Source organism: Bariatricus massiliensis (assembly GCF_900086725.1).
Classification (GTDB): Bacteria; Bacillota; Clostridia; order Lachnospirales; family Lachnospiraceae; genus Allocoprococcus; species Allocoprococcus massiliensis.
Window position 1 is genome coordinate 106293 of the sequence record NZ_LT574837.1, and the last position, 21227, is coordinate 127519.

The window sequence follows — 21227 nt, forward strand, 5'->3', positions numbered from 1 at the left end:
AAGTTACATTGTAAATACGCTGGCATCTTCAAGTTCCGTATCAAATTCGTCCAGCACATATTCAACCAGCTCTTCTGCCGCGTCCATATGCTCGTCGTCTGCTTTGATGGTAACTTGCTCAATATCAATATTCAAATCCTTATATTTGTTATACACATACTGGTACGTCTTTCCCAGTTCTTCTTCATCTACCGCCTTCGGGCAGATTAAAACAACCTTGTTCTCGGCGCAATATGTCTTTAACGCCTCGATTTCCGCACAGTTTTCCGTCACTTTTCCTCCGGTTATGTAGATAATTCCCGGACGTGGATTGCACTTAACTGTCTGCTTTCCAATCAAGATTACGGTAATCACCTTGGTATCACTTTCCGGATCAATGATAGTTCCGAGACCATTATAATCATATACTTCTACATTCATCACAGTTCCCCCTATTCACCAAAACGTCTCTTGAATGCGGCTTTATAATCATCCACTACCCATGGGCGGCGGAGGTCATACTTGAAGCAGTCTTCAATATTGCTGTCAAAGGAATCCGCTGCTCTCTGAGAATACTCGCTCGGCTCGCCGCAGTTTTTAATAACCGCCCAGATAGAATTGGAATGGTGGGCGCCGCCGTATACATGGTACTCTACAAAAGTATGAGATTTTAACAGCTTGGTGTAAAATTCCACATTCTGTAAAATATCGGGATCCATCTCCGCCTGATACATGAATGTCGGCGGGAATCCGATGCAATCCTCTACTGTGGCATGATTCGGAAGTGCTTCCGGCCCAACTCTGTTAGAGTTAAAGTTTCTTCCCAGCCAGTTGTAAAGTCCGTCATGCTGCTCTACGGCATCCCACATACCGGTGTATAAGGAATCGCCGTCTTTTTCTCTGTCGTCTGTCTGTGCACTTACTACTACGATTCCTCTCGGACTATAGCCGTATCTCTTTAAACGGAACGCCGTTGACAGCGCAAGATGTCCGCCTGTTGAGGAGCCGCTCATCACGACCTTGTCCGCATGAATGCCCAAATCGTCCGCATTTTCAACCATCCACTTGTAAGCGGCATGAAGGTCATTGATAGCCGCCGGATAAGGCGCTTCCCATGACAGCCGGTAAATCGGAACAATCGCTACACATTTGTGCTGTTCACACATTCTCTCAATTGGGTAAGCATTTGGATTCAGGCCAGTCAGCCCGCCTCCTACCACATAAAAGAGTACCCTGTTTTTTCTTTTCTTCAAATTATTGGGTTTGATGACCCATACTTCCACCGGAGTATCCGGCTCTTCTTCACAGCCCGGCACAGAATATTTTTCCACCTCGCAGGTATGTTCGCTTGACCACCACTGCTCCATATAAGCCTGTTGTCTCGCTTTTCCTGCCGCCAGCTTTTCTTCCTGAGGAACAGACGGACTGTAAAGCATCGCGGTTCCCTCGTTCAACTTCGGGTCAAGATCCCAGAAATCACTCCCGTCTGGATGTCCCCATTTGGGATCTGTGATGTCGATCATACGCCCCTCTTCAACGATAATGCCGTCTTTATTACGGTCGCCTTCAAATTTTTCCCACATCTTCATTATCCTCCTGTCTAAAATTATAATTTTATTATTTCCTTCTCCACACCCAATCGTGAGTTGGAAACGCTCCTTTAATTTGATAATATTATAACATACTTCATTTTTGACCCGCAGTATTCAAAAACCTAAAGTGTACCACTTTTATGCACTTGCAAGAGGGTGCACAACTATTTTATTCCGACAGGTTTTACTTCGGCATAATCTCCGGCATCGGATTGATTCCGGCCGCAATGAAAATGCCTACCACCGCCGCCACAATGACGCAGTATATGATGCACGGAACAATATTGGTCCGTATCAGTTTTCCTTCATTTCCGCTTGTTCCGGTAGTTGCGCACACCGAAACAATATTGTTGACGCAGACCATATTTCCAATCGCTCCGCCCATGTTCTGAAGTGCTACGATCAGAACCTGAGGCATCACGAGCAGGGTCGCAGTCTCAAACTGAAGGGATGAGAACAGTGTATTTGACACCGTACAAGAACCTGACATAAAGGCTCCCAGCACTCCGATCAGCGGCGCGACGAGGAAGTATGCGCCGTGGAATATATTGGCCAGTGCATGCGCCATAATGTAGAGCATACTGCTGTTGGCATAGGTGAATTCTCCCGAGAATCCTGCTGCCGCCACGGTCGCTCCAATATCTCCATTGCTCGTGAATCGATAGAGGTTGACCATCGCCACTCCAAAAAGCAGCGCGACCGCCGCTCCGGAAATCTGCTTGAAAGAATCCTTCAAGGCCACCGCCGCTTCCTGCTTCGTCATCTTATGTAATATCACGGTTATTAAAGCTATCAGTATAAAGGGCATAATCCCCGGATTCCAGAGGAATTTGAAGTCCCAGTTGATGTCTTCAAAACCTAATATATGATTGACATGAAGAATAAATGGCTCATTATTCAGAATTTCTTTCAGTCCAAAAACCGCTACTCTCGTGAGAACCAAAAGGATACCGATAAAAATATACGGCAGCCATGCTTTCGCGGCCTTCATTCCCTTATCCTTTGAACTCCTGACTTTCTGGGAAGACATCCAAGTTGGGTCGCCCCATTCTTCCATACCTTCAAAGGTCCACACCTCCTTCGGCATCAAAAATCCCTTCTTTGCCGCAAATATCAAAATCGGCAGTGCCCCGAGGAACGCGGTCATTGATACCAGCTCAGGCCCTGTGAACAGCGCCATAACGATATATATAGAACCTACCACCACTCCGGTAAACAGGCAGAAAGGTATCACCGGAAGTACATCCCGCAATGTCTTTCTCTTTCCAAACACTTTACATAAAATGCATACTCCCAAAATGATAATCGCAAATCCGCCAATCATATGCGGAATACACGTCCATTTGGTCAAAAGCTGCGTAAACTTATCTGGGTCTCCCCCAAGCTTTGCCACGGCAGAAGCAACGGTGCTGGAGGCGGTCAATGTAGGTACCCCTACAGGGCCGGGGCAGACCGGGGTAGAATTGTAAATCAAACAGACTGACGCCGCCGCAAGGGGCGGAAATCCCAGACTGATCAGGATTGGGGCAGCCAATGCAGCCGGCGTGCCAAACCCAGCCGCGCCCTCGATAAATCCCGCAAACACATAGCCTACGATAATCGCCTGAATCCTCGCGTCTTTGGTAATGTTTGAAAAAATTTTATTGATGGCTGTCATGGCCCCTGACTGCTTTAACACATTCATCAACAGGATTGCTCCAAATATGATACACAGTGTCTCGAATGCACTTAAGAATCCCGCGATAGTGCGTGCCCCGATTTCCAGCGCCCCCATCTTCCAAACAATTCCCGACACCCCGCAGGCGGCCAGCCACGCAACCGGCAGGGCACGTTTTGCAGGCCAGTTCAGTCCGACCATAAATACAATCGTCAGCAAAATAGGCACTGCTGCAATAATAGCATACATTTTCCCCATCACTCTCCATTCTACATATTTTTAAGTAGTTTCCGACACTTGTTCTATGACTTCATCCTAACAGGTGCGGCCGGAGATTTCGCCTTACGGAATTTATGCAGTGTTAAAAATATGGGCAGTTTCATATTCTTGCCAAAAGGAAGTGCACAAAACTTGTACACTTTCCATATTTTGCACAAGTTTTTTTGCGTTTTCCATGTTGTTAATCTATTTTTCCTATCATATAATTACTTTGTAAACATTGGATATCTTTCGTCTGTTTTCGACAACACATTTGTACATAAGTCACAAACTCCAATTGTTTGCCCATATTGTACCAGTCAACCAACTGGAAAGGAGTGCTGTTCATGGCAAATAATTTAATCACCAAAGAAGCTCTGGCAGGTGCATTGAAATCTCTCTTGAAAGAAATGCCACTTTCAAAGATTTCAGTAAAATGTATTACGACCTACTGCAACATCAGCAGAAATACGTTTTATTATCATTTTAAGGACAAGTATGAACTGATAAACTGGATTTTCTATTCCGACATGCTGCAGAACGTTAATTCTTTCAACGATCCAAACAAGCTGACTGACAGTTTCGTAAATGTCTGCAAGTGTTTATATACCAACCGCAAATTCTATCTGGCCTGCTTCCAGTACGTGGGGCAGAACTCTCTCTATGAATACCTCTTTGATTTCTATTATGAGCTGTGGAAAATCAATATCGATGTACGTTATACAGAGAGCGGCTTTAAGCTCACTGAGGACGAGCTGAATGTGATGGCAAAATTGAAGTCTCATGCTCTGGTAGGTATTATTTCTGACTGGGTAAGAGATGGAATGCATGACAACTATATGAATTATTTTGAACAGATTCGGACTGTTCTTGATTTTGAGTCTTCCGGCTACGCAATTCTGTCGGACCAAAAGATGCTCCGGCCTGAACAGGAGGAGCCAGCTGACAACTCATTTAGAAAGAAGTGTACAAAAGCATGCTGAAAACCGCAGAAATGATTTATTCAAACCCAGATAGTGAACCTCAGGGCGGAAAAGAGAATAATCTGGTACCTTTTATCAATTATGGTACCCCTGCTCCAAAGCGATGCCTTGATATGTTATTGAACAAGTATTATGACAGGGCCTATCAGAGTGAAGTCGTCATGGTATCCCCTGAGAAAAAGCAGCTCCCCGTTCTCAAAAAGAGGCTTTCGGACGCTACGATTATGCTGATAACAGACGGCGGGCTTGTACCGAAAGGCAATCCGGACCGGATTCCTTCATCCAGCTCCGACCGTTTTGGCATCTATTCACTGCACGGCGCAGCGTCCCTCTCCCCTGACGAATATGAGATTAGTCATCAAGGCTATGACAATTCCTTTGTGGAGGCGGATCCGAACCGTCTTCTTCCGGTGGACGCACTGCGCGAACTGGAGAGGGAAGGTATCATTGGAAAGCTGTTTGATACTTTTTTGTCCACCACAGGCGTTATGACTTCCACAGAAAAGAGTATCCGGCTTGGTAAGGAAATCGCTTCCTACACGTCTGACCAGCCCGTAGACGCGGTACTCATCACTTCGGCCTGCGGCACCAGTACACGCTGCGGCTCCTACATCGGTCTGGCCATTGAGCAGAGCGGCATCCCGACCGTACAGATTACGAACCTTACTAAAATAGCTTCCGACACCGGACTTACAAAAGTCCTTCGTGGAAGCAATGTCTGCTATCCTTTCGGTGCCCCGGCACTGCCTGAAAAAAGTGAATACCTCTATCGAAAAGAACTGGCAGCCAAGGCCTGCCATCTGCTGGAAGAAAAATCTTGCCAATAATAACTCTCATAATTTTTGCACACTTTTCCCAAATGTACCAGTTTTAAACAAACCTTTTATTTGTGTGTTGTACCATGACCGCCGGGATTCTACAATGACAGTAGTAGAATTCCGGCATTACAATACCAATCAAATACTTTAACCTAGAAAGGGGAATAAATGTCATGAGTAAAAGACTGCAGATTGACTATGTCCGCGTAAAAAAAGTCCAATTTGGTGAAATCACGGGACTGAAAGACGGCGTGCTGACAATAAATAAAACGGAGTTGATCGATCTGGTGAAAAGTGAACTGTTCAGTGAGCTTGATATTAAACTTGCAGTTCCAGGAGAAAGCTGCCGTATTCTTGGTATCCACGATATCATGCAGCCGCGCTGTAAGGCAGATGCCCCGGAAACTTCCTATCCGGGTATCTGGGGAAAACTCGCTCCCATGGGCGAAGGACGCACCGTCGCATTGAAGGGTGTCGTTATCTCAGATATTTACTACGCGAAATGTAATATTAAGTACTATATGGATATGGGCGGCCCCTGTGCCAAATATACCCATTTTTCCAAACATTATCACATCATTCTGGACGCAAAACCAGCGGACGGAATCAGTGACGCCAGCTATGCCGAAGCCTTAAAGTATGCTTCTCTTACACTCAATGTATATCTCGCAAAGCTGGCAGTCAAATTGACTCCGGACGAAACCGAAACTTTCGAACTGGGTCCGGTAGGCCCGGGACCAGATGGGAAACCTCTGCCTAAGGTTGCCTATCTGGTAACACATATGGCCTCCCACGACACCTGGAACTTCCTCGTATACGGGCAGAGCGCCATCGGCTTTCTGCCCACAATCCTCCAGCCCACCGAGATTTTGGACGGGGCTATGGTCTGGAGATACTGGGAGCCGAACTACTACCTCCAGAATGAAGTCTATATCAAGGAACTGATGAGCCGTCATGGCAAGGATATTGAATTCGTCGGTATGGTGATGGCGAACAATGTCATGAAAATTGACGGAAAAGATACCATGGGCATGATGGCTGCCACGCTCTGTAAAGAGACACTGAAAGCAGACTGCGTAATCGTCAATAAATCCGGCATGGGCCATTGTCAGCTTGACTCTGCGCTTGCCTTTAACTGGGCACAGAAAATGGGAATGCCCTGCGTCATGAACCTGTCGGCCGTGTCGAACGATAAGCCGGGGGATATGCTTGTCATCTCGGATTCTAAGATAGACGCCGTCATCAACAGCGGGCGCAACTATGACCTGCACCATCCAAAAGTAGACCGGGTCATCGGAAGGGACTCCAATGTTCCGAGTTTGATGGGGTATGACGTGGATGGGCCATTTACTCACACCACAAACTTTGCCTATCAGGGAATCTGGTCGCAGCTTGGAGACTGTTATGTTACGACAGACGCAGACTTGCCGGACGCTCCGGACTTTGCGCAGAAGGAGGGTTAATTATGTCAGACAAAATCAGGGTAGTTCATTATATTAATCAATTTTACGGCGGCTATGGCGGAGAAGACACGGCAAGTATGGGAATTGTCGTAAAGGAAGAGCCTGTGGGCCCGGGGCTTCTGCTCAAAGGCCTGCTTGGCGATAAGTATGAAATCGTCGCCACGATTATCTGCGGCGACAATCACATCGCAGAAAATATCGAAGAAGTCTGCGAAGAATTCGTGAATCTCGTAAGAAAGTATGAGGCGCAGCTTTTTATAGCCGGACCGGGCTTTAACGCAGGCCGCTACGGCATGGGCTGCGGTGCGGCCACTGCTGCGGTGACAGAAAAACTCAAGATTCCGGCGGTCACAGCACTTTACTCTGAGAACCCCGGAACCGATCTGTACAAAGACCGCGCCTATATTCTAAAGACAGAAAACAATGCCGCTAAAATGAAGGAGGCAATGAAGCAGGTGGCTGCATTTGCTGTCCGCCTTGCAGAAAATGACTTTATCGGCGACGGGCGAAAAGAAGGTTATCACGGCTGCGGTCCCGCTATCGAGATAGACTATGGCACCCCCGCTTCCAAGCGTGGCCTTAATATGCTTTTGGATAAATATTACCACCGCAACTTCCACACAGAAGTCGTGATGCCAAACCACGAGGATATCCCGGTTCCCGTACTCAGCAAACCTTTGCATGACGTCAGGCTGGCCCTCGTCACGGACGGCGGATTGGTTCCCAAGGGCAATCCCGACAACATGGTTCCCACCAATTCTAAATACTACAAAAGCTATTCCTTCGGCGACACTGAGAAATTGGACGCCGCCTCTTATGAGGTCAGCCATCAAGGCTATAACAATGCTTTCGTATTAGAAGACCCCAACCGCCTTGTCCCGGTGGATGCTGCTGTATCACTTAAAAAGGAAGGCAAAATCGGAGATGTACTGACCACATATTATACCACCGCCGGAGTCATGACTCCTATGGAGATGGGTAAAAAATTCGGGGAAGAGATCTCCAAAGAACTGCTGGACAATCAGGTAGATGCCGTAATCCTCACCTCCACATGAGGTACCAGCTCTCGCTGCGGTGCAGTGATGACAAAAGAAATCGAGCGTGCAGGAATTCCAATTGTCCATGTCACAAATCTCACAAAAATCTCTGAGGGAATTGGTACCCACCGCATTCTTCGGGGCAACAGCGTGCTACATGTATTCGGCAATCCTTCGCTTCCGAAAACACAAGAAGCCGCTTACCGGAAGAAGCTGGTAGAAGAAGCCTTAGAAATGCTGGAGGAGACACCTCCGGACGGACAATACAGCTTGATTCACGAATAATCAAGATTTTTATACCAGCAAGGGGCAGCGAAAGCTGCTCCTTTTATTCAATCTGTAAAACATATTTGAAAGAATCACTACTCAAATCAGGCACCAGATGATAGAATAACAATAAGAACACAGAAGATGAGGAACTGCTATGTATGATTTTATAGTGAACCCCCTCTCCCGCTCTGGTCAAGGACATTCTATCTGGAAGACAGTGGAGACGGAATTAAAAAAAGAGAATATAACATACGAAGTGCACTTTACAGCGCACCGCCGCCATGCTACTTCCATAGCCGAGGAAATCACCAAAGATGGTAAAGAGCACACTCTTATCGTGCTCGGCGGGGACGGGACAATCAACGAGGTTATTAACGGAATCAAATATTTAGATAAGTGTACTCTGGGATATGTTCCGACCGGTTCAAGCAACGACTTTTCAAGGGGACTGGGACTTCCATGCGATATCAAAAAAGCAGTCACTTCCGTCCTCCACTCCGGGCATTCTAAACTGATAGATATCGGTACGATACGATACAGAAATAAAAAACGCAGGTTTGCCGTCAGCTCGGGCATCGGGTATGACGCTGCTATCTGCCATACGGTATGCATCTCAAAATTAAAAGTGTTTCTAAATAAAATTAAGCTTGGCAAGCTTGCCTATGTGGGAGTATCGCTGGACAGACTATATCACTGCCGCCCTGCCGGTATGACCGTTCGGCTGGATTCGGGCCAAGAGTTTCATTATAAGAGGGCCTATTTCGCGGCGGCTATGAACCTCCCCTACGAAGGGGGCGGGTGTAAGTTCTGCCCCGGTGCATTCTGTGACGACGGTCTGCTCGATCTCATTGTCATCGCCGATGTTCCCAAGTACCGTGCTCTTGCAATTCTTCCGGTTGTTTTTTCTGGCGGGCATACGCATATGAAAGGGGTACATATCGTAAAATGCCGGGAAGCCCAGATTGTCTCAGACAATCCTCTTCCCATACATACGGACGGGGAGCCGGTCTTTTTGCAGCGGAAGCTCACTATGGCATTGGAGCCGGAGCGTCTGAAAATAATAATACCTTAGGAGTTCACTTATGCACTGGTACGTTATAATTGGAATTGTCATATTTTTTATTATTTTCTATATCATCTTGCTTATGCCTAATTTTTCTCACAGAGAGGCCATGAAGCCCTTTCTTGGGTTGGCATTTGCCCATCGTGGACTGCACGATGCCCGGAAGCTGATACCAGAAAATTCAATGTATGCATTTAAAGAGGCCGTTAGGCATAAACTTGCTATAGAGCTAGATATTCATCTCACCCGGGACAATCAGGTGGTCGTATTTCATGACGAGCTCTTGGAGCGCGTCTGCGGCGTGCCCGGGACAGTAGAAGATTCCACCTACGAAGAACTAAGAATGCTTCACCTCCTCAACACAGATGAACATATCCCCCTCTTCAAGGAAGTGCTTGATTATATAGATGGACGCGTCCCCTTACTGATAGAGCTGAAGCTTCCAACGCAGGATATGAGGCTTTGTTCTTACGCGATGGAACTTCTCTCGCAATATGAAGGGGCATATCTGGTACAGTCATTCAACAGTCTGGGCATGCGTTGGTTTAAACAGAATGCATCTGATATACTGCGCGGCCAGTTGTCTTCTGCCCTGACAAAATCAAACAAAGAGAATCCCTACATCGTACGTTTCTGCGTGCAGCACCTTTTGACTAATATTCTCTGCCGTCCTGATTTTATATCTTATAAACTGGCCGATGCCGGAAATCCCTCTCTGAGGCTCATCCACAGAGTATTCAAGACCCCGGCTGCCGTCTGGACACTGCGCACGGAGAAGGCCTGCCGGAAGGCTGTAGAGAATTATGATATGTATATTTTTGAGCACGAAGAAAATGTAAAATGTTTCGAAAATGTTTTGAAAAATAAACAAAATAATTTATGAAGGTTCTATGAAGTTAGTTGTACCCACCTCCGATTAGTGATATAATCTTAGCGAAGCAATCCAAGTATAAAATAGACCGTCTGGAATTTTCAAGTCGTCAGAAGGGACTGGTATCCGTTGAAAAAAATTAATGTCAACTTTAAACATTTATTTTATAAATACAGACATGCATGGGTATTTTTATACGCACTCATCTACATGCCATGGTTCTGCTGGCTGGAAAAGACAGTGACTACAAATTATTACGTCATCCATTCCGTATTTGATGATTATATTCCCTTCTGTGAATATTTCATCGTACCATACCTGCTCTGGTTCCCCTATATCGCCGTTGTTTTGCTGTATTTCTTCTTCACCGACAAAAAGGGATTCTACAGAGCCACCAAGCTGCTGTTTACCGGAATGACTATTTTCCTCATTATATCTACGGTCTTCCCAAATGGGTTGAACTTAAGGCCTGTCACTTTTGAAGGCGATAATATATTTATATCTATGGTAAGAGTCTTGTACAAGACGGACACACCGACGAATGTACTTCCGAGCCTTCATGTTTATAACTCTATCGGCGTCTCCATCGCAATTGCCAGCAGCCAAAAACTGCGGCAGTATAAGTGGGTACAGTACAGCTCTTTGTCGCTTACTACTTTGATTGTACTGTCCACTATGTTCTTAAAGCAGCATTCTATTATAGATGTGGTGGCAGCATTTGTAATGGCCTATCTGTTATACCGGCTCGTGTATGAACCTGAGACAGAAAAGTCTCCTAAACTAGCCCGGCAGACAATATAAACCAATCTAAACACCAAAAAGGACCGTGTTCTTGCAGGAACACGGCCTTTATTTCTATTATGATAACAGGAAAAGGAGTTGAGAAAATGAGTGGCAAAAAACAAAAGTGTCTCACCACGGCGTTATTTACCGTATATGTTCTTGCAATCATATGGATAATTCTATTCAAGATGCAGTTGATCCCCGTTGTAACCCAGCGAAGCCTGAATCTGATTCCCTTCGGCGAATCGGTCATCGTCAACGGAAAGTTGGATATAAGTGAAATTATCTATAACCTTCTCATTTTTGTGCCCTTTGGGATTTACATGGGTATGTTGAAGCCTGACTGGTCTTTTTTTAAAAAGGCTGCTCCTATTTTTCTAACCAGTCTCGCCTTTGAAACCCTGCAGTTTATCTTTGCGATAGGAGCCACAGACATAACCGACCTGATCGGCAATACATTGGGCGGTATCATCGGTATCGGTCTTTACTTTGTGTTTGCCAGACTTTTCAAGGGTAAGTCCCTTCAAATCATGAATATACTGGCCTTGATAGGAACTGTGTTCATGGTTGGCTTGATTGGGCTTTTAATCATAGCAAACCTGTAGCGCGTCTGACCTTAATTCCTGTACTTTTCCTGCCCCAGCCTGATGTCCACATATCTAGTGTACGCTTCAAAGGCTGCTGGCATGGAATATGTCTTCTGAATCTCCTCAGGATGCGCGAATATCATCTCTTCCGTACAGTGCTTCTCCAACTCATCTACCCGGAGGGCATAGCCGTTCATATGCCATTCCACATGGCTGAAAATATGCTTTGCCTCCCCCAGCTCACGCACTCTCAGCGGTGTCAGTCCGATGGACTTGCTGAAGCTTACAACTTCCTCCATGGAGCGCTTTCCCTCCAGATTCGGAAATTCATACATCCCCGCCAGAAGCCCTTTATTGGGGCGTTTTTTTATGGCCACCGTCTCCCCGTCTTGAAATATCAAGATGGTCTTCTCCTCGACACGGCGCTCTTTGGCTTTTTTCTTGACCGGCAGACGATTCTGGATTCCAAGCTCCTTCGCCCTGCAGAAGCCTGACAGCGGGCAGATATCACACTTTGGTTCTCCGTTGGGCACGCAGACGATAGCTCCCAGCTCAATCAAACCTTGATTAAAATCAGAAGGACATTCCTTCGGTATCACCTGCTCTAAGGCATTTTCTATCTTCCCCCTCACAGACACCTTCATAATGTCCTCTTCGCTTGCCAGCAGTCTGGAAACTACCCGCAGGACATTCCCGTCCACCGCAGGCTTGGGAATGCCAAAAGCAAAAGAACTAATCGCCCCTGCCGTATAGCTGCCGATTCCGGACAAAGAGCGGATTTCTTCATAAGTGCCCGGGAATTCCCCTTCGTAGTCTACCATAATCTGCTGCGCCGCCTTCTGCATATTGCGCACTCTGTTGTAGTATCCAAGCCCTTCCCAGAGCTTAAGCAGAAGGTCTTCCTCGGCTCCCGCAAGATCCTGCACAGTGGGAAGCGCCTCCATAAATCGTTGGTAAAATGGCTTTACCGCCTCCACCCTAGTCTGCTGCAGCATGATTTCCGAAACCCACACACGGTAGGCGCTGACGTGCTTCCGCCAAGGCAGATCGCGTTTGTTCTCACGGAACCATGGGACAAGCGCTTCCGCAGCTTCATACAGCTCAGGATTTTGAAGCACAACCGGCACTTCCTCCTTGATTTCAATGGAGTCGGCCCCCACCTTGCAGTCATAGGCAAGAACCTTCACCCCCAGATTCGCTGCCGCCACAAGAGCGTCCGCAAAAGCGGCGTGGGTTCTGCGGTTCGGCGTAAAATAGCGGACCCCTTCCATCTGTATCACAAAGAAAACATAGGCTTCATATCCTTCCTCCACAGCTTTTCCAAGCTCCTCCAGATGCTTGACCGCCCGTTCGCTGGGCGCGTCGGGAAAGCGTACCGCTCCCTCCTCCTCCAGCGTTACCCCCTTGACTTCAATGAATGCTCTCCGCTCTCCGCCGTATTCCACATACAAATCAAAACGTGAATTACCATAGGTCGTCTCCGGACGTAGCAGGGTCACCTCCGGAAACCACTTCCCTTCCTCTATCCATTCTTTCACGACCTGATTGGTGACCTGCGAGTCCATATTGACCATCCGGTCTCCTTTTTCCACTCCGATTAAATCCCACTTTGTCTTTCTGTCGGGATTGTCTGATTCCTGTAAATACAAAACCGCACCCGGCACCAATAATTCGGCGCAGCGTCCGGTATTTTTTACATGGACTATTTCTTCTTTTCCATCTATTTCCACATGGGCTATAAAACGATTAGGGCGTTTTATAAAACGCCCCTTTCTGATTCTTTCATATTTCATTGTTTTGCTATCACGAGCGGTATCTGCTCATGCTCTGCCTTTCTTACATACTCTTTATCTATCTCGGAATCCGTGATAATCTTGTGCACTTGATTGACCGGACAGATGACAGACACGTATCCGCCGCCGAACTTACTGGAATCGGCCAGCACATACACTTCCTGCGCCGACTTCAAAATGGCCCGCTTCACCTGCATCTGGGGCGTGGCAATGGACGTCAGTCCCACATCAAAGTTAATGCTGTGAATACCTATAAATCCCTTGTCCACATGGAACTGCTCCATATTCTGCAGGGCTGCCTCACCCATGGTGGCCGCCAAATGGCCTCCCACATGCCCGCCTATCATGTAAAGCTCCACATGTCTCGCGTCTGCCAATTCATTGCCGACCAAAAGAGAATTGGTGACGACTGCCAGACGCTTCTCCGGATGATGCTTGATATGAAGCGCCAGATAAAAACTGCTGGATGCATCATCTATAATGATAGTGTCCCTATCTTCTATATATTCATACGCACAGGCCGCGATCTGCTTCTTCCTGTCTGTATGGCGGTAAATCGTCTCCGCTGAATATTTGCGCTCCACTCCTTTATCTAAGCGGATAGCACCGCCGTGAGTCCTCCTCAGCAGCCCTTCCTTATCCATATTCTTGATGTCACTTCTTATGGTGACCTCGGAACAATTCAGCCTCGCGCTTAAGTCCGCCACTCTCACTCTGCCGTTCTCCTCAAGCTCCTGCAATATTGCCAGTCGTCTTTCCTGCATCATCACGTTATTATACTCCTTAAATTTATCTTACTTTTACACAGCCGGGAACGGTATGCTCTACCGCCAGCTTCATAATAGGAACAAATCTGTCCTTAAAATCCATTTTCGGAATAATAAGCGCCCGGTCTGCCTCATAATAAAAACCGATGGTCTTCGGAGTCGCTACCACCTTCTTCATCTGTCCCCAAGAATACGAAAGTTCTTTTCCGTCATGCAGGGACGTGATTCCCTCTTCGTCAAAGGTATATTCCGTCTCTCCTTTAAATTCTGGATTGAGCTGTACCTGCTTCTTCGCGCGCAGCTTCAGCTGTACGGGTGTAAAGCAAAGAAACGCTGCCGATGCCAGCAAGTAGAACACAAGAGAAACTGCCGGTGATTTTCCCGTCACCACCAATATAATTCCCATAAACCCTACCGCCAATCCCAGAACATTGGTGAGAAATCCAGCGAACTTTGAATAGGTGTGATACAATGTGAAGTCATATAAAGCTTCCGCAGTCATGTGGGCTATAATCTTTTCTTCCATAAATGTCCTCCTGTTCAAGCATAGAGTTCACAACAAAGTCCCCGACTATGATTATAACATATGCGGGGACTTTCTGCCATTCTTCTATGTACTTTTCATATGAATTATTCTGCTTTGGCAGCTACTTTATCATGTGCCCAGCCTTCCGGACTGTAGATACCTTTTTGTTTCTTCTGCATATATTTGTCAAATGCAGCCGTGATAAACGGGCAAAGGAACAATGTAATAATAGATGCCGTAGCGCACTGTGCGGTAGCCATACTTGTATACTGCGCCATGGACGGATCCGCCTCAGCTACAGCAGCCGGTGTCATAGCAGAGTTGAGAGCCGTTGTTCCGACAGCCGCGCCCATCGCGTTTCTCTCTTTCTTCGGAAGAAGAATGTTGATGATGAAGAAGAAGATAACTGCCGTCGCCGCTGAGATAAGACCTAGCACGATACCGGATGCCCCTGCTTTTACGATTGTAGAAATATCTGTCTTCGCACCGATTGAGATAGTCATAAAGAACGTAACAATCGGCTGTGCACTCTTACAAGCGTCACGGAAGCCCTTGTCAAGATTTCCCCAGATAAAGCCGATTAGCAAAGGAATAATCGTTGCAATCAGGGACTTGAACGGAATAGACGCAAGCCCTGTCGCGCCAAGTGCGACCAAGGTAAAGAACGGCCCGTCATTTAAGGACAGAATGGAAATCGCTCCTGTATCGGTGGCATTACCAAACTGTGATGACAGTGAGATATAAAGGGAACCATTGGAGTTCGTGATGGCTGCTATCATTACGAACGGTGTGATTCCAAGGAATCCGTCGGGTCCGCAGATTTTGCCTACCAGCAGTCCCAAGATAACGCCCAGCAAAAACTTGGAGCCAGTCATTACCACACCTTTATAGAGTGGCATGCCGACTTGCTTGATATTAATCATAGAACCGCAAACGATGAGGAAGAATCCCATCATACAAGAGTTTCCTTCATAAAATAATGCAGTTACATATCCGCCGATTTGAAATGCCTGTGGTGCAAATGTAGCGATGATTACGGCGATAACGAGCGGTATAATGACCAAACCGCCGGGTAAGTTTTTCATCTTATTCAAGATGTCAAAATCTTTTTGCTCTTTCTGAACCTTTACTTCTTTTTCTCCCATTTTCTCTCCTCCTTGAGACTTATTTTCTGGCTGCTTCTCTGAATAACCTTGTCACGATATCACAGGCTGTATTGTCGTTCCCCGTGAGGCCGCCTTTCCCTACTACCGGCAGACCGTCATAGGGGCTTCCTACCAGCCGTCCCACGTCCGTCTGCGGTATCACATAGTCCATCACTTCAATGCACTCTACGCCCAGCTGGTAGCACACGTTCACCATCGTGTCCCCTCCCGTCGTGTAGAGCCCCGCGATCCGCTCTCTTCCTACAATTTCCAGCACTTGGGCGATGATCATGCCCAGACCTGCATTGATCCGGTCCGCGCTCATGCCCCCTGCATAGTGGCGCTTCGCGTCCTCCTCATCCAGATTCAGCAGCTCCCCGTGGAGCGCCGTCTCGAACAGGATGGCGCGGGGCTGCTCCCCTGACTTCAGGAGCTCCACCGCCTTATGTACCGCGCGGTATACTTCATCCAGCGCCTCGTCCCCGCCCTCGATCAGCGGCAGCGGCTCTACGCTGATGCGCACATGCCTTGCGTCCTCGCACAGGATGCCCATCTGCTTCTTTGTCACCGGGGTGGCGCTCCCCGCCGCGATCAGCACGGTCTTTCCCGCCTCTTCTGCCTCGGGCGGCAGGTTCGGCTCCTCCTCCTGGATCAGATCCCGGTAATAGGCCATCTTTGCGGTAAAGGGGCCCGGGTCCACGGTCACCACATTCCAGTTCAGGGAGATGCAGGCCTGTGCGATGTTCTCCACATCCTCCAGCGTGATGCCGTCCACCACGATGACCTCACAGCCTGCCCCACGCTGCTCTTTCAGCGCTTCCCGGATGGCCTCATCCCCTGCCAGCACCTTATCCAAGGTCACCAGCCCTACCTTCCTTCTCGTCTGCCCGGACAGCAGGCGGGGGATATAGTTCTCCTTCACCGGGGTGCGCACGTCCTTCGCCACCGGCGTGTTGATCAGCGCCACGCCGTCTATCACGGAATAGCCCCCGACCAGTATCCGCCGGGACTGGGGCATGGCCGGCACTACCACCGCCACGGTCCCCTCCGGCAGCTGGTCCAGCATGGCGTCTATCTCCACGCCCACACCGCCCCGCAGGGTCGTGTCGATCCGCTTCTGGAAATACTTCACGCCCATCTCTTTCAGGGCGTCCGTGGCAGCCTTCACCTTCCCATAGGCCTCATTGGCCGGGAGGGCCCGACTGTTGCTGCTGATGAGGATGGCGTCCAGCTCCTCCACCCCTTCGCCCTTCTGGGCTGCTTCTACATTAAAAAATACTGCGGTCCTTGCCTTGCTCCGGGCGAGCAGCACCCCTGTGGTGGTCGCTCCGGTCAGGTCATCTGCTACGGAACCAATCAATGGCATAGCCCTACCTCCTCTACTCTACCTTGCTCTCATGCTGCTTCGCCGCGTACTCTGCCACCACCTTTGTGGACTCGATCAGGCTCACGCAGCCCGCGATGCCCTTGCCCGCGATATCGAAGGCAGTCCCGTGGTCCACGGAGCTGCGGATGAAGGGCAGGCCGAAGGTCAGGGTCACGGACTTCTCAAAGTCCAGTGTCTTGCAGGCGATATGCCCCTGATCGTGGTACAGGGAAAGGATGGCGTCGTACTTCCCTGATTTCCCGATATGGAACACGGAATCCGCCGGGCACGGCCCTACGGCGTTGATCCCCATCTCCTGCGCCGCCTTCACGGCCGGCTCCAGTTCGGTAATCTCCTCCGTCCCGAACAGCCCGTTGTCCCCGTTGTGGGGGTTCAGCCCGGCCACGGCGATATACGGATTCTCAATCCCCACCTTGCGCAGCTCCTTGTCGATGTTGATGACATTCTCGAGCACCACATCCTTGGTGGCATAGTGGCAGGCGTCCACCAGCGACATATGGCGGCTCACGAAGAAGACCCCCAGCTTGTGGCAGGAGAACATGGTCAGTGCGTAGGGGGAGTTGGTCTGGTGCTGGTAGATCTCCGTATGCCCCGGCTCCTTGATGCCCACCAGCTTGATGGCCCCCTTGTGGATAGGCGCGGTGGATACCGCGTCCACTTTCCCTGCCATGCCAAGCTCGATGGACTTCATGATCCAGTCGATGGCCATCCGGCCGGCCAGCTCCTGCACCTGTCCCCACTGGATAGAATCCGTGTCGTATTCTCCGGTCTCCAGCACGTCCACGGTCCCGAACTCATACTTGGCCTCCGCCGGGTCTTGGATCTTGTTGTACTTCAGCTCTTTGCCGAGTACCTTGGCCGCCCGCTCCATGATGGCAATGCTCCCGATGACGAAGGGACGGCAGCATTCATGGATCTCCTGAGCCAGCATGGTGCCGACCACAATCTCCGGCCCGATGCCGGCCGGGTCCCCCATGGTGATAGCTGTGACTGGTTTGAATCTCATTTCGCTCATTTACGTTCTTCCTTTCATTTATTTTCGTTTATAGTTGCGTTTTACTTCTGTTCGTAATTTAATTTTATCTCCTATTTATCGTTTCCGCAACTGTTTTTTGTAATTTTGTTAGTATACCCATTTTTCGCTCCTCATTTTTATGCATTTTAAATAAATATTCTCCAAGTATTTTTCGTTTTCTTTCGTTTTTTCGTTTGTTAAAAATATTGTATTTCTTTTCCTATCGTAGTATAATTTCATTGGATACAATCCAATCCCTAAGACAAGGATTCATTAAAGGAGGAGACTATGCAGAAAAAACTTTACTTTGGCAGCAATCTGAAAATGTATAAGACCATCGAAGAGACCGTGGCTTATTTGCAGAAACTGGTGGAAAACACAAAGGATATAAGCCGGGACGAAATTGAACTTTTTATTATTCCGTCTTATACTACGCTGGAGAGCGCCACAAAGAATGTAGACAGAAATTATGTAATGCTCGGCGCACAGAATATGTGTTGGGAAGATCAGGGACAATTCACAGGGGAAATCTCTCCTCTTATGTTAAAAGAGCTGGGGCTTGATTTAGTGATGATCGGCCACTCCGAGAGACGCCATGTCTTCGGAGAAACGGACGCGGAGGAAAATAAAAAGGTAAAAGCCGCCTTGAACCATGGCTTCACAACTCTTTTGTGCATCGGCGAGACAGCCGAAGAAAAAGAATTCGGCATCAGCCCCGAAGTACTGCGCACACAATTGAAGGTAGGATTCTATGGTGTATCCGCCGATAATATAGGCAAAATCTGGGTGGCCTATGAACCGGTGTGGTCCATCGGAGTAAACGGCACACCGGCCAGCGCGGATTATGCCGAAGAGATGCACAAAGTAATCAAAGAATGCCTTCAGGAGATTTTCGGTGAAGCGTCTGCTGAAATTCCAGTGCTTTACGGCGGAAGCGTAAATCCGGGCAATGCCAATGAACTGATTGTACAGCCGTCCATAGACGGGTTGTTCACAGGCCGTGCCGCTTGGGATGCTGACAAATTTGACAAATTGATTCGCGACGCTAAAAAGACCAGAGAGTCTATGGCCTAAAAGCAAAAGAAGGGAGAGAATCCTACCGCAGCACGCTTCCTGCATTGGCGCTGTGCATAGAATTCTTTCCCTTTATTTGGTGCCGTTCAATTGTTCAAATATATCTCTGTAATCTTCTTTAAAGATACTTCCCTTGCGGAAAATAAACATAATGTTATGAGAATAATTCCAATCGGACAAGGCAATCCGGCGGAGCTTATGCCTCTTTATCTCTTCCGCCACCGCAGCCTCATACAAGAACGTTATCCCGCATCCTTCAATGGCGAGCATCTTTATCACAGAAATATTCCCTATTTCTAGAACATTTTTGAAATCTTGGATACAAAGGCTTTGTTCCGCCAATATTTTTTCCAACACTTCCCTTGTCCCGGAACCTTCCTCGCGCACTATGAGCGTCTCGTCAAGCAGCTCCCTCATATCAGCGCCTCGATATCGTTCCGCCTTCTCGCCGATACATACCGGAAGATAATTCTCACTGCTAAAATGAATCGATTCATAATCTTCTTTCGGGAAATACCCTTCTACTACGGCAAAATCTAATTCCCCGGAGTCTATCTTCTCTCTGAGCTCTTTGGTATTTCCCACATGCATGGATATCTTACTTTCCGGATGCAGCCTGTGGAATTCTACCAGCCTCTGGGGCAGAATATACTCGGCCACGGTAAGTGTGGCCCCAAAAAGATATTCTTTTTTCTTTTCTCCGGTTCTTTTCATTTTATTCTTGAGATGTATCTCATCATGTTTAATACTGAGCGCCGCGCTTTTCAACATCTTGCCCGCCTCTGTAAGCTGGACTCTCCTTCCGTTCAATGAAAAAAGCTGTACTTGGTATTCATTTTCAAGATAGTGAATATGCTGGGATACAGCCGGCTGTGTAAGTCCCAGCTTTTGTGCCGCTTTGGTAAAGTTCATATATTCACATACCGCCAGAAATGTCTCCATCCTAAAATCCTGCATACTCTTACCCCCTTTTTCATTATTATAATATATTTTTATCATTAAATAAATATATATAATTTCTCTTGATTATATTTTTATGATATTGTATACAAGAAAGTGTGCCTCTATGGCATAATCGATAGTGTTTACAAATGATTTATAAAGATGAGAAAGAGGGATTATTATGAACTTTATTAAGAAAAATTGGAAAGGCATGCTCCTATGCCTTATCATCTCCGTACCATGCTGGCTGCTAGGCCAGAAATTTCCTATAATAGGCGGGCCGGTCTTCGCGATCATTGCCGGTATGGTCATCACATTGTTTTTGAAAGATAAAACCGCATTTCAAGACGGAATCACATTCACATCAAAAAAAGTGCTGCAGTACGCTGTCATTTTACTCGGATTTGGTCTGAACTTGTCTGTCATTTTAGAGACAGGAAGACAGTCCCTGCCGATTATCATCGCCACAATCTCCACCTCGCTGATTATTTCCTATGTCCTGCACCGTGCAATGCACATACCGGGTAAAATCTCTACTCTGGTGGGCGTAGGCTCTTCCATCTGTGGCGGCTCTGCCATTGCGGCCACCGCGCCGGTCATTGACGCCGACGATGAAGAGGTCGCTCAGGCTATCTCCGTTATCTTTTTCTTCAATGTTCTGGCCGCCTTATTATTCCCCGCCTTCGGGGCTCTGATTGGATTTTCCACAGGGAGCGGGGAGGCCTTCGGAATCTTTGCCGGAACTGCAGTAAATGATACTTCCTCCGTGACTGCGGCAGCTTCTACATGGGATTCGCTCTACCAGCTGGGCTCCGCCACACTGGACAAGGCAGTGACCGTCAAGCTGACACGTACATTGGCTATTATACCCATTACTTTAGTTTTGGCTTTTATCCGCACGAAAAACGCAAAAGCCGACGGACAAAAAGTAGATTTCAAAAAGATTTTCCCTTTCTTTATCCTCTACTTTATCCTCGCCTCCGTCATAACGACCGTTGCGATTGAAGCCGGTGTTTCCCCGGACTTTTTTGCCCCGATCAAGACACTGAGCAAGTTCTTCATTGTATTAGCCATGAGCGCCATCGGCCTGAATACCAATATCGTAAAATTGGTGAAGACCGGAGGAAAGCCAATCATCATGGGCTTGTGCTGCTGGATTGGCATCACCGGGGTAAGTCTCTTGATGCAGCGTCTGCTAGGTATCTGGTAACGCCCGC

20 protein-coding genes are annotated in these 21227 nt (G+C 47.8%); 10 read left to right on the top strand and 10 right to left on the bottom strand.

Going from position 1 to position 21227, the window contains the following annotated elements; translation table 11 throughout:
* Positions 1 to 3: 3 nt before the first annotated feature.
* The 3 genes from BN6465_RS06640 to BN6465_RS06650 all read right to left on the bottom strand — a co-directional run bounded on the left by BN6465_RS06640 (position 4) and on the right by BN6465_RS06650 (position 3486).
* Positions 4 to 420 (bottom strand): hypothetical protein, encoded by a 417-nt coding sequence (locus tag BN6465_RS06640; RefSeq protein ID WP_066733001.1) that lies wholly within the window; start codon positions 418 to 420, stop codon positions 4 to 6.
* 11 nt (positions 421 to 431) lie between these two features.
* Positions 432 to 1562 carry an alpha/beta hydrolase gene (locus tag BN6465_RS06645; protein WP_066733003.1) on the bottom strand — a complete coding sequence of 377 codons (1131 nt, stop codon included), beginning with the start codon at positions 1560 to 1562 and terminating at the stop codon, positions 432 to 434.
* A gap of 193 nt (positions 1563 to 1755) precedes the next feature.
* Positions 1756 to 3486 carry an L-lactate permease gene (locus BN6465_RS06650; RefSeq protein ID WP_330384766.1) on the bottom strand — a complete coding sequence of 577 codons (1731 nt, stop codon included), beginning with the start codon at positions 3484 to 3486 and terminating at the stop codon, positions 1756 to 1758.
* 347 nt (positions 3487 to 3833) lie between these two features.
* Between BN6465_RS06650 and BN6465_RS06655 the strand changes: the two genes are divergently transcribed.
* The 8 genes from BN6465_RS06655 (at position 3834) to BN6465_RS06695 (ending at position 11379) form a co-directional block, all read left to right on the top strand.
* Positions 3834 to 4469, top strand: coding sequence for a TetR/AcrR family transcriptional regulator C-terminal domain-containing protein (locus tag BN6465_RS06655; protein ID WP_066733005.1), 636 nt, complete (start codon positions 3834 to 3836; stop codon positions 4467 to 4469).
* The gene (locus BN6465_RS06660) at positions 4463 to 5296 is read left to right on the top strand and encodes a glycine/betaine/sarcosine/D-proline family reductase selenoprotein B (RefSeq protein WP_066735134.1); all 834 of its coding nucleotides are present in this window, start codon (positions 4463 to 4465) and stop codon (positions 5294 to 5296) included. Before BN6465_RS06655 ends, BN6465_RS06660 begins: the two co-directional genes overlap by 7 nt.
* A 164-nt stretch (positions 5297 to 5460) precedes the next feature.
* Entirely contained in the window at positions 5461 to 6750 is a 1290-nt protein-coding gene (locus BN6465_RS06665; protein ID WP_066733007.1) for a glycine/sarcosine/betaine reductase component B subunit, read from the top strand.
* A 2-nt stretch (positions 6751 to 6752) separates the two neighbouring features.
* A complete protein-coding gene (locus tag BN6465_RS06670) occupies positions 6753 to 8072 on the top strand; it encodes a glycine/betaine/sarcosine/D-proline family reductase selenoprotein B (RefSeq protein WP_227183736.1) in 1320 nt (439 codons plus the stop codon).
* A 139-nt stretch (positions 8073 to 8211) separates the two neighbouring features.
* The gene (locus BN6465_RS06680) at positions 8212 to 9129 is read left to right on the top strand and encodes a diacylglycerol/lipid kinase family protein (RefSeq protein WP_066733013.1); all 918 of its coding nucleotides are present in this window, start codon (positions 8212 to 8214) and stop codon (positions 9127 to 9129) included.
* 10 nt (positions 9130 to 9139) lie between these two features.
* Positions 9140 to 10003 carry a glycerophosphodiester phosphodiesterase family protein gene (locus BN6465_RS06685; RefSeq protein WP_066733015.1) on the top strand — a complete coding sequence of 288 codons (864 nt, stop codon included), beginning with the start codon at positions 9140 to 9142 and terminating at the stop codon, positions 10001 to 10003.
* A gap of 117 nt (positions 10004 to 10120) precedes the next feature.
* Positions 10121 to 10792 carry a phosphatase PAP2 family protein gene (locus BN6465_RS06690; RefSeq protein ID WP_330384767.1) on the top strand — a complete coding sequence of 224 codons (672 nt, stop codon included), beginning with the start codon at positions 10121 to 10123 and terminating at the stop codon, positions 10790 to 10792.
* 86 nt (positions 10793 to 10878) lie between these two features.
* Positions 10879 to 11379 (top strand): VanZ family protein, encoded by a 501-nt coding sequence (locus BN6465_RS06695; protein WP_066733017.1) that lies wholly within the window; start codon positions 10879 to 10881, stop codon positions 11377 to 11379.
* Between the two features lie 11 nt (positions 11380 to 11390).
* Here the strand turns inward: BN6465_RS06695 and mutY are convergent, their stop codons facing one another.
* The 6 genes from mutY to pdxA form a co-directional block, all read right to left on the bottom strand.
* Entirely contained in the window at positions 11391 to 13154 is a 1764-nt protein-coding gene (gene mutY, locus BN6465_RS06700) for an A/G-specific adenine glycosylase (RefSeq protein WP_066733019.1), read from the bottom strand.
* Complete coding sequence (locus BN6465_RS06705; protein WP_066733021.1) at positions 13151 to 13921, bottom strand: DeoR/GlpR family DNA-binding transcription regulator; 771 nt, start codon at positions 13919 to 13921, stop codon at positions 13151 to 13153. Before BN6465_RS06705 ends, mutY begins: the two co-directional genes overlap by 4 nt.
* Positions 13922 to 13943: 22 nt before the next feature.
* The gene (locus BN6465_RS06710) at positions 13944 to 14447 is read right to left on the bottom strand and encodes a YcxB family protein (protein ID WP_066733023.1); all 504 of its coding nucleotides are present in this window, start codon (positions 14445 to 14447) and stop codon (positions 13944 to 13946) included.
* 104 nt (positions 14448 to 14551) lie between these two features.
* The gene (locus tag BN6465_RS06715; RefSeq protein ID WP_066733024.1) at positions 14552 to 15592 is read right to left on the bottom strand and encodes a 2-keto-3-deoxygluconate permease; all 1041 of its coding nucleotides are present in this window, start codon (positions 15590 to 15592) and stop codon (positions 14552 to 14554) included.
* A gap of 19 nt (positions 15593 to 15611) precedes the next feature.
* On the bottom strand, positions 15612 to 16958 hold the full coding sequence (locus BN6465_RS06720; RefSeq protein WP_066733026.1) for a four-carbon acid sugar kinase family protein: 1347 nt from the start codon (positions 16956 to 16958) through the stop codon (positions 15612 to 15614).
* 13 nt (positions 16959 to 16971) lie between these two features.
* Complete coding sequence (gene pdxA / locus BN6465_RS06725; RefSeq protein ID WP_066733028.1) at positions 16972 to 17994, bottom strand: 4-hydroxythreonine-4-phosphate dehydrogenase PdxA; 1023 nt, start codon at positions 17992 to 17994, stop codon at positions 16972 to 16974.
* A 288-nt stretch (positions 17995 to 18282) separates the two neighbouring features.
* Between pdxA and BN6465_RS06730 the strand changes: the two genes are divergently transcribed.
* Positions 18283 to 19068 (top strand): triose-phosphate isomerase, encoded by a 786-nt coding sequence (locus BN6465_RS06730; RefSeq protein ID WP_066733033.1) that lies wholly within the window; start codon positions 18283 to 18285, stop codon positions 19066 to 19068.
* Positions 19069 to 19140: 72 nt separating this feature from the next.
* Here the strand turns inward: BN6465_RS06730 and BN6465_RS06735 are convergent, their stop codons facing one another.
* Entirely contained in the window at positions 19141 to 20025 is an 885-nt protein-coding gene (locus BN6465_RS06735) for a LysR family transcriptional regulator (RefSeq protein WP_066733037.1), read from the bottom strand.
* Positions 20026 to 20191: 166 nt separating this feature from the next.
* Here BN6465_RS06735 and BN6465_RS06740 point away from each other — a divergent pair, with 166 nt between their 5' ends.
* Complete coding sequence (locus BN6465_RS06740) at positions 20192 to 21220, top strand: YeiH family protein (RefSeq protein ID WP_066733039.1); 1029 nt, start codon at positions 20192 to 20194, stop codon at positions 21218 to 21220.
* The last annotated feature ends 7 nt before the right edge of the window (positions 21221 to 21227 follow it).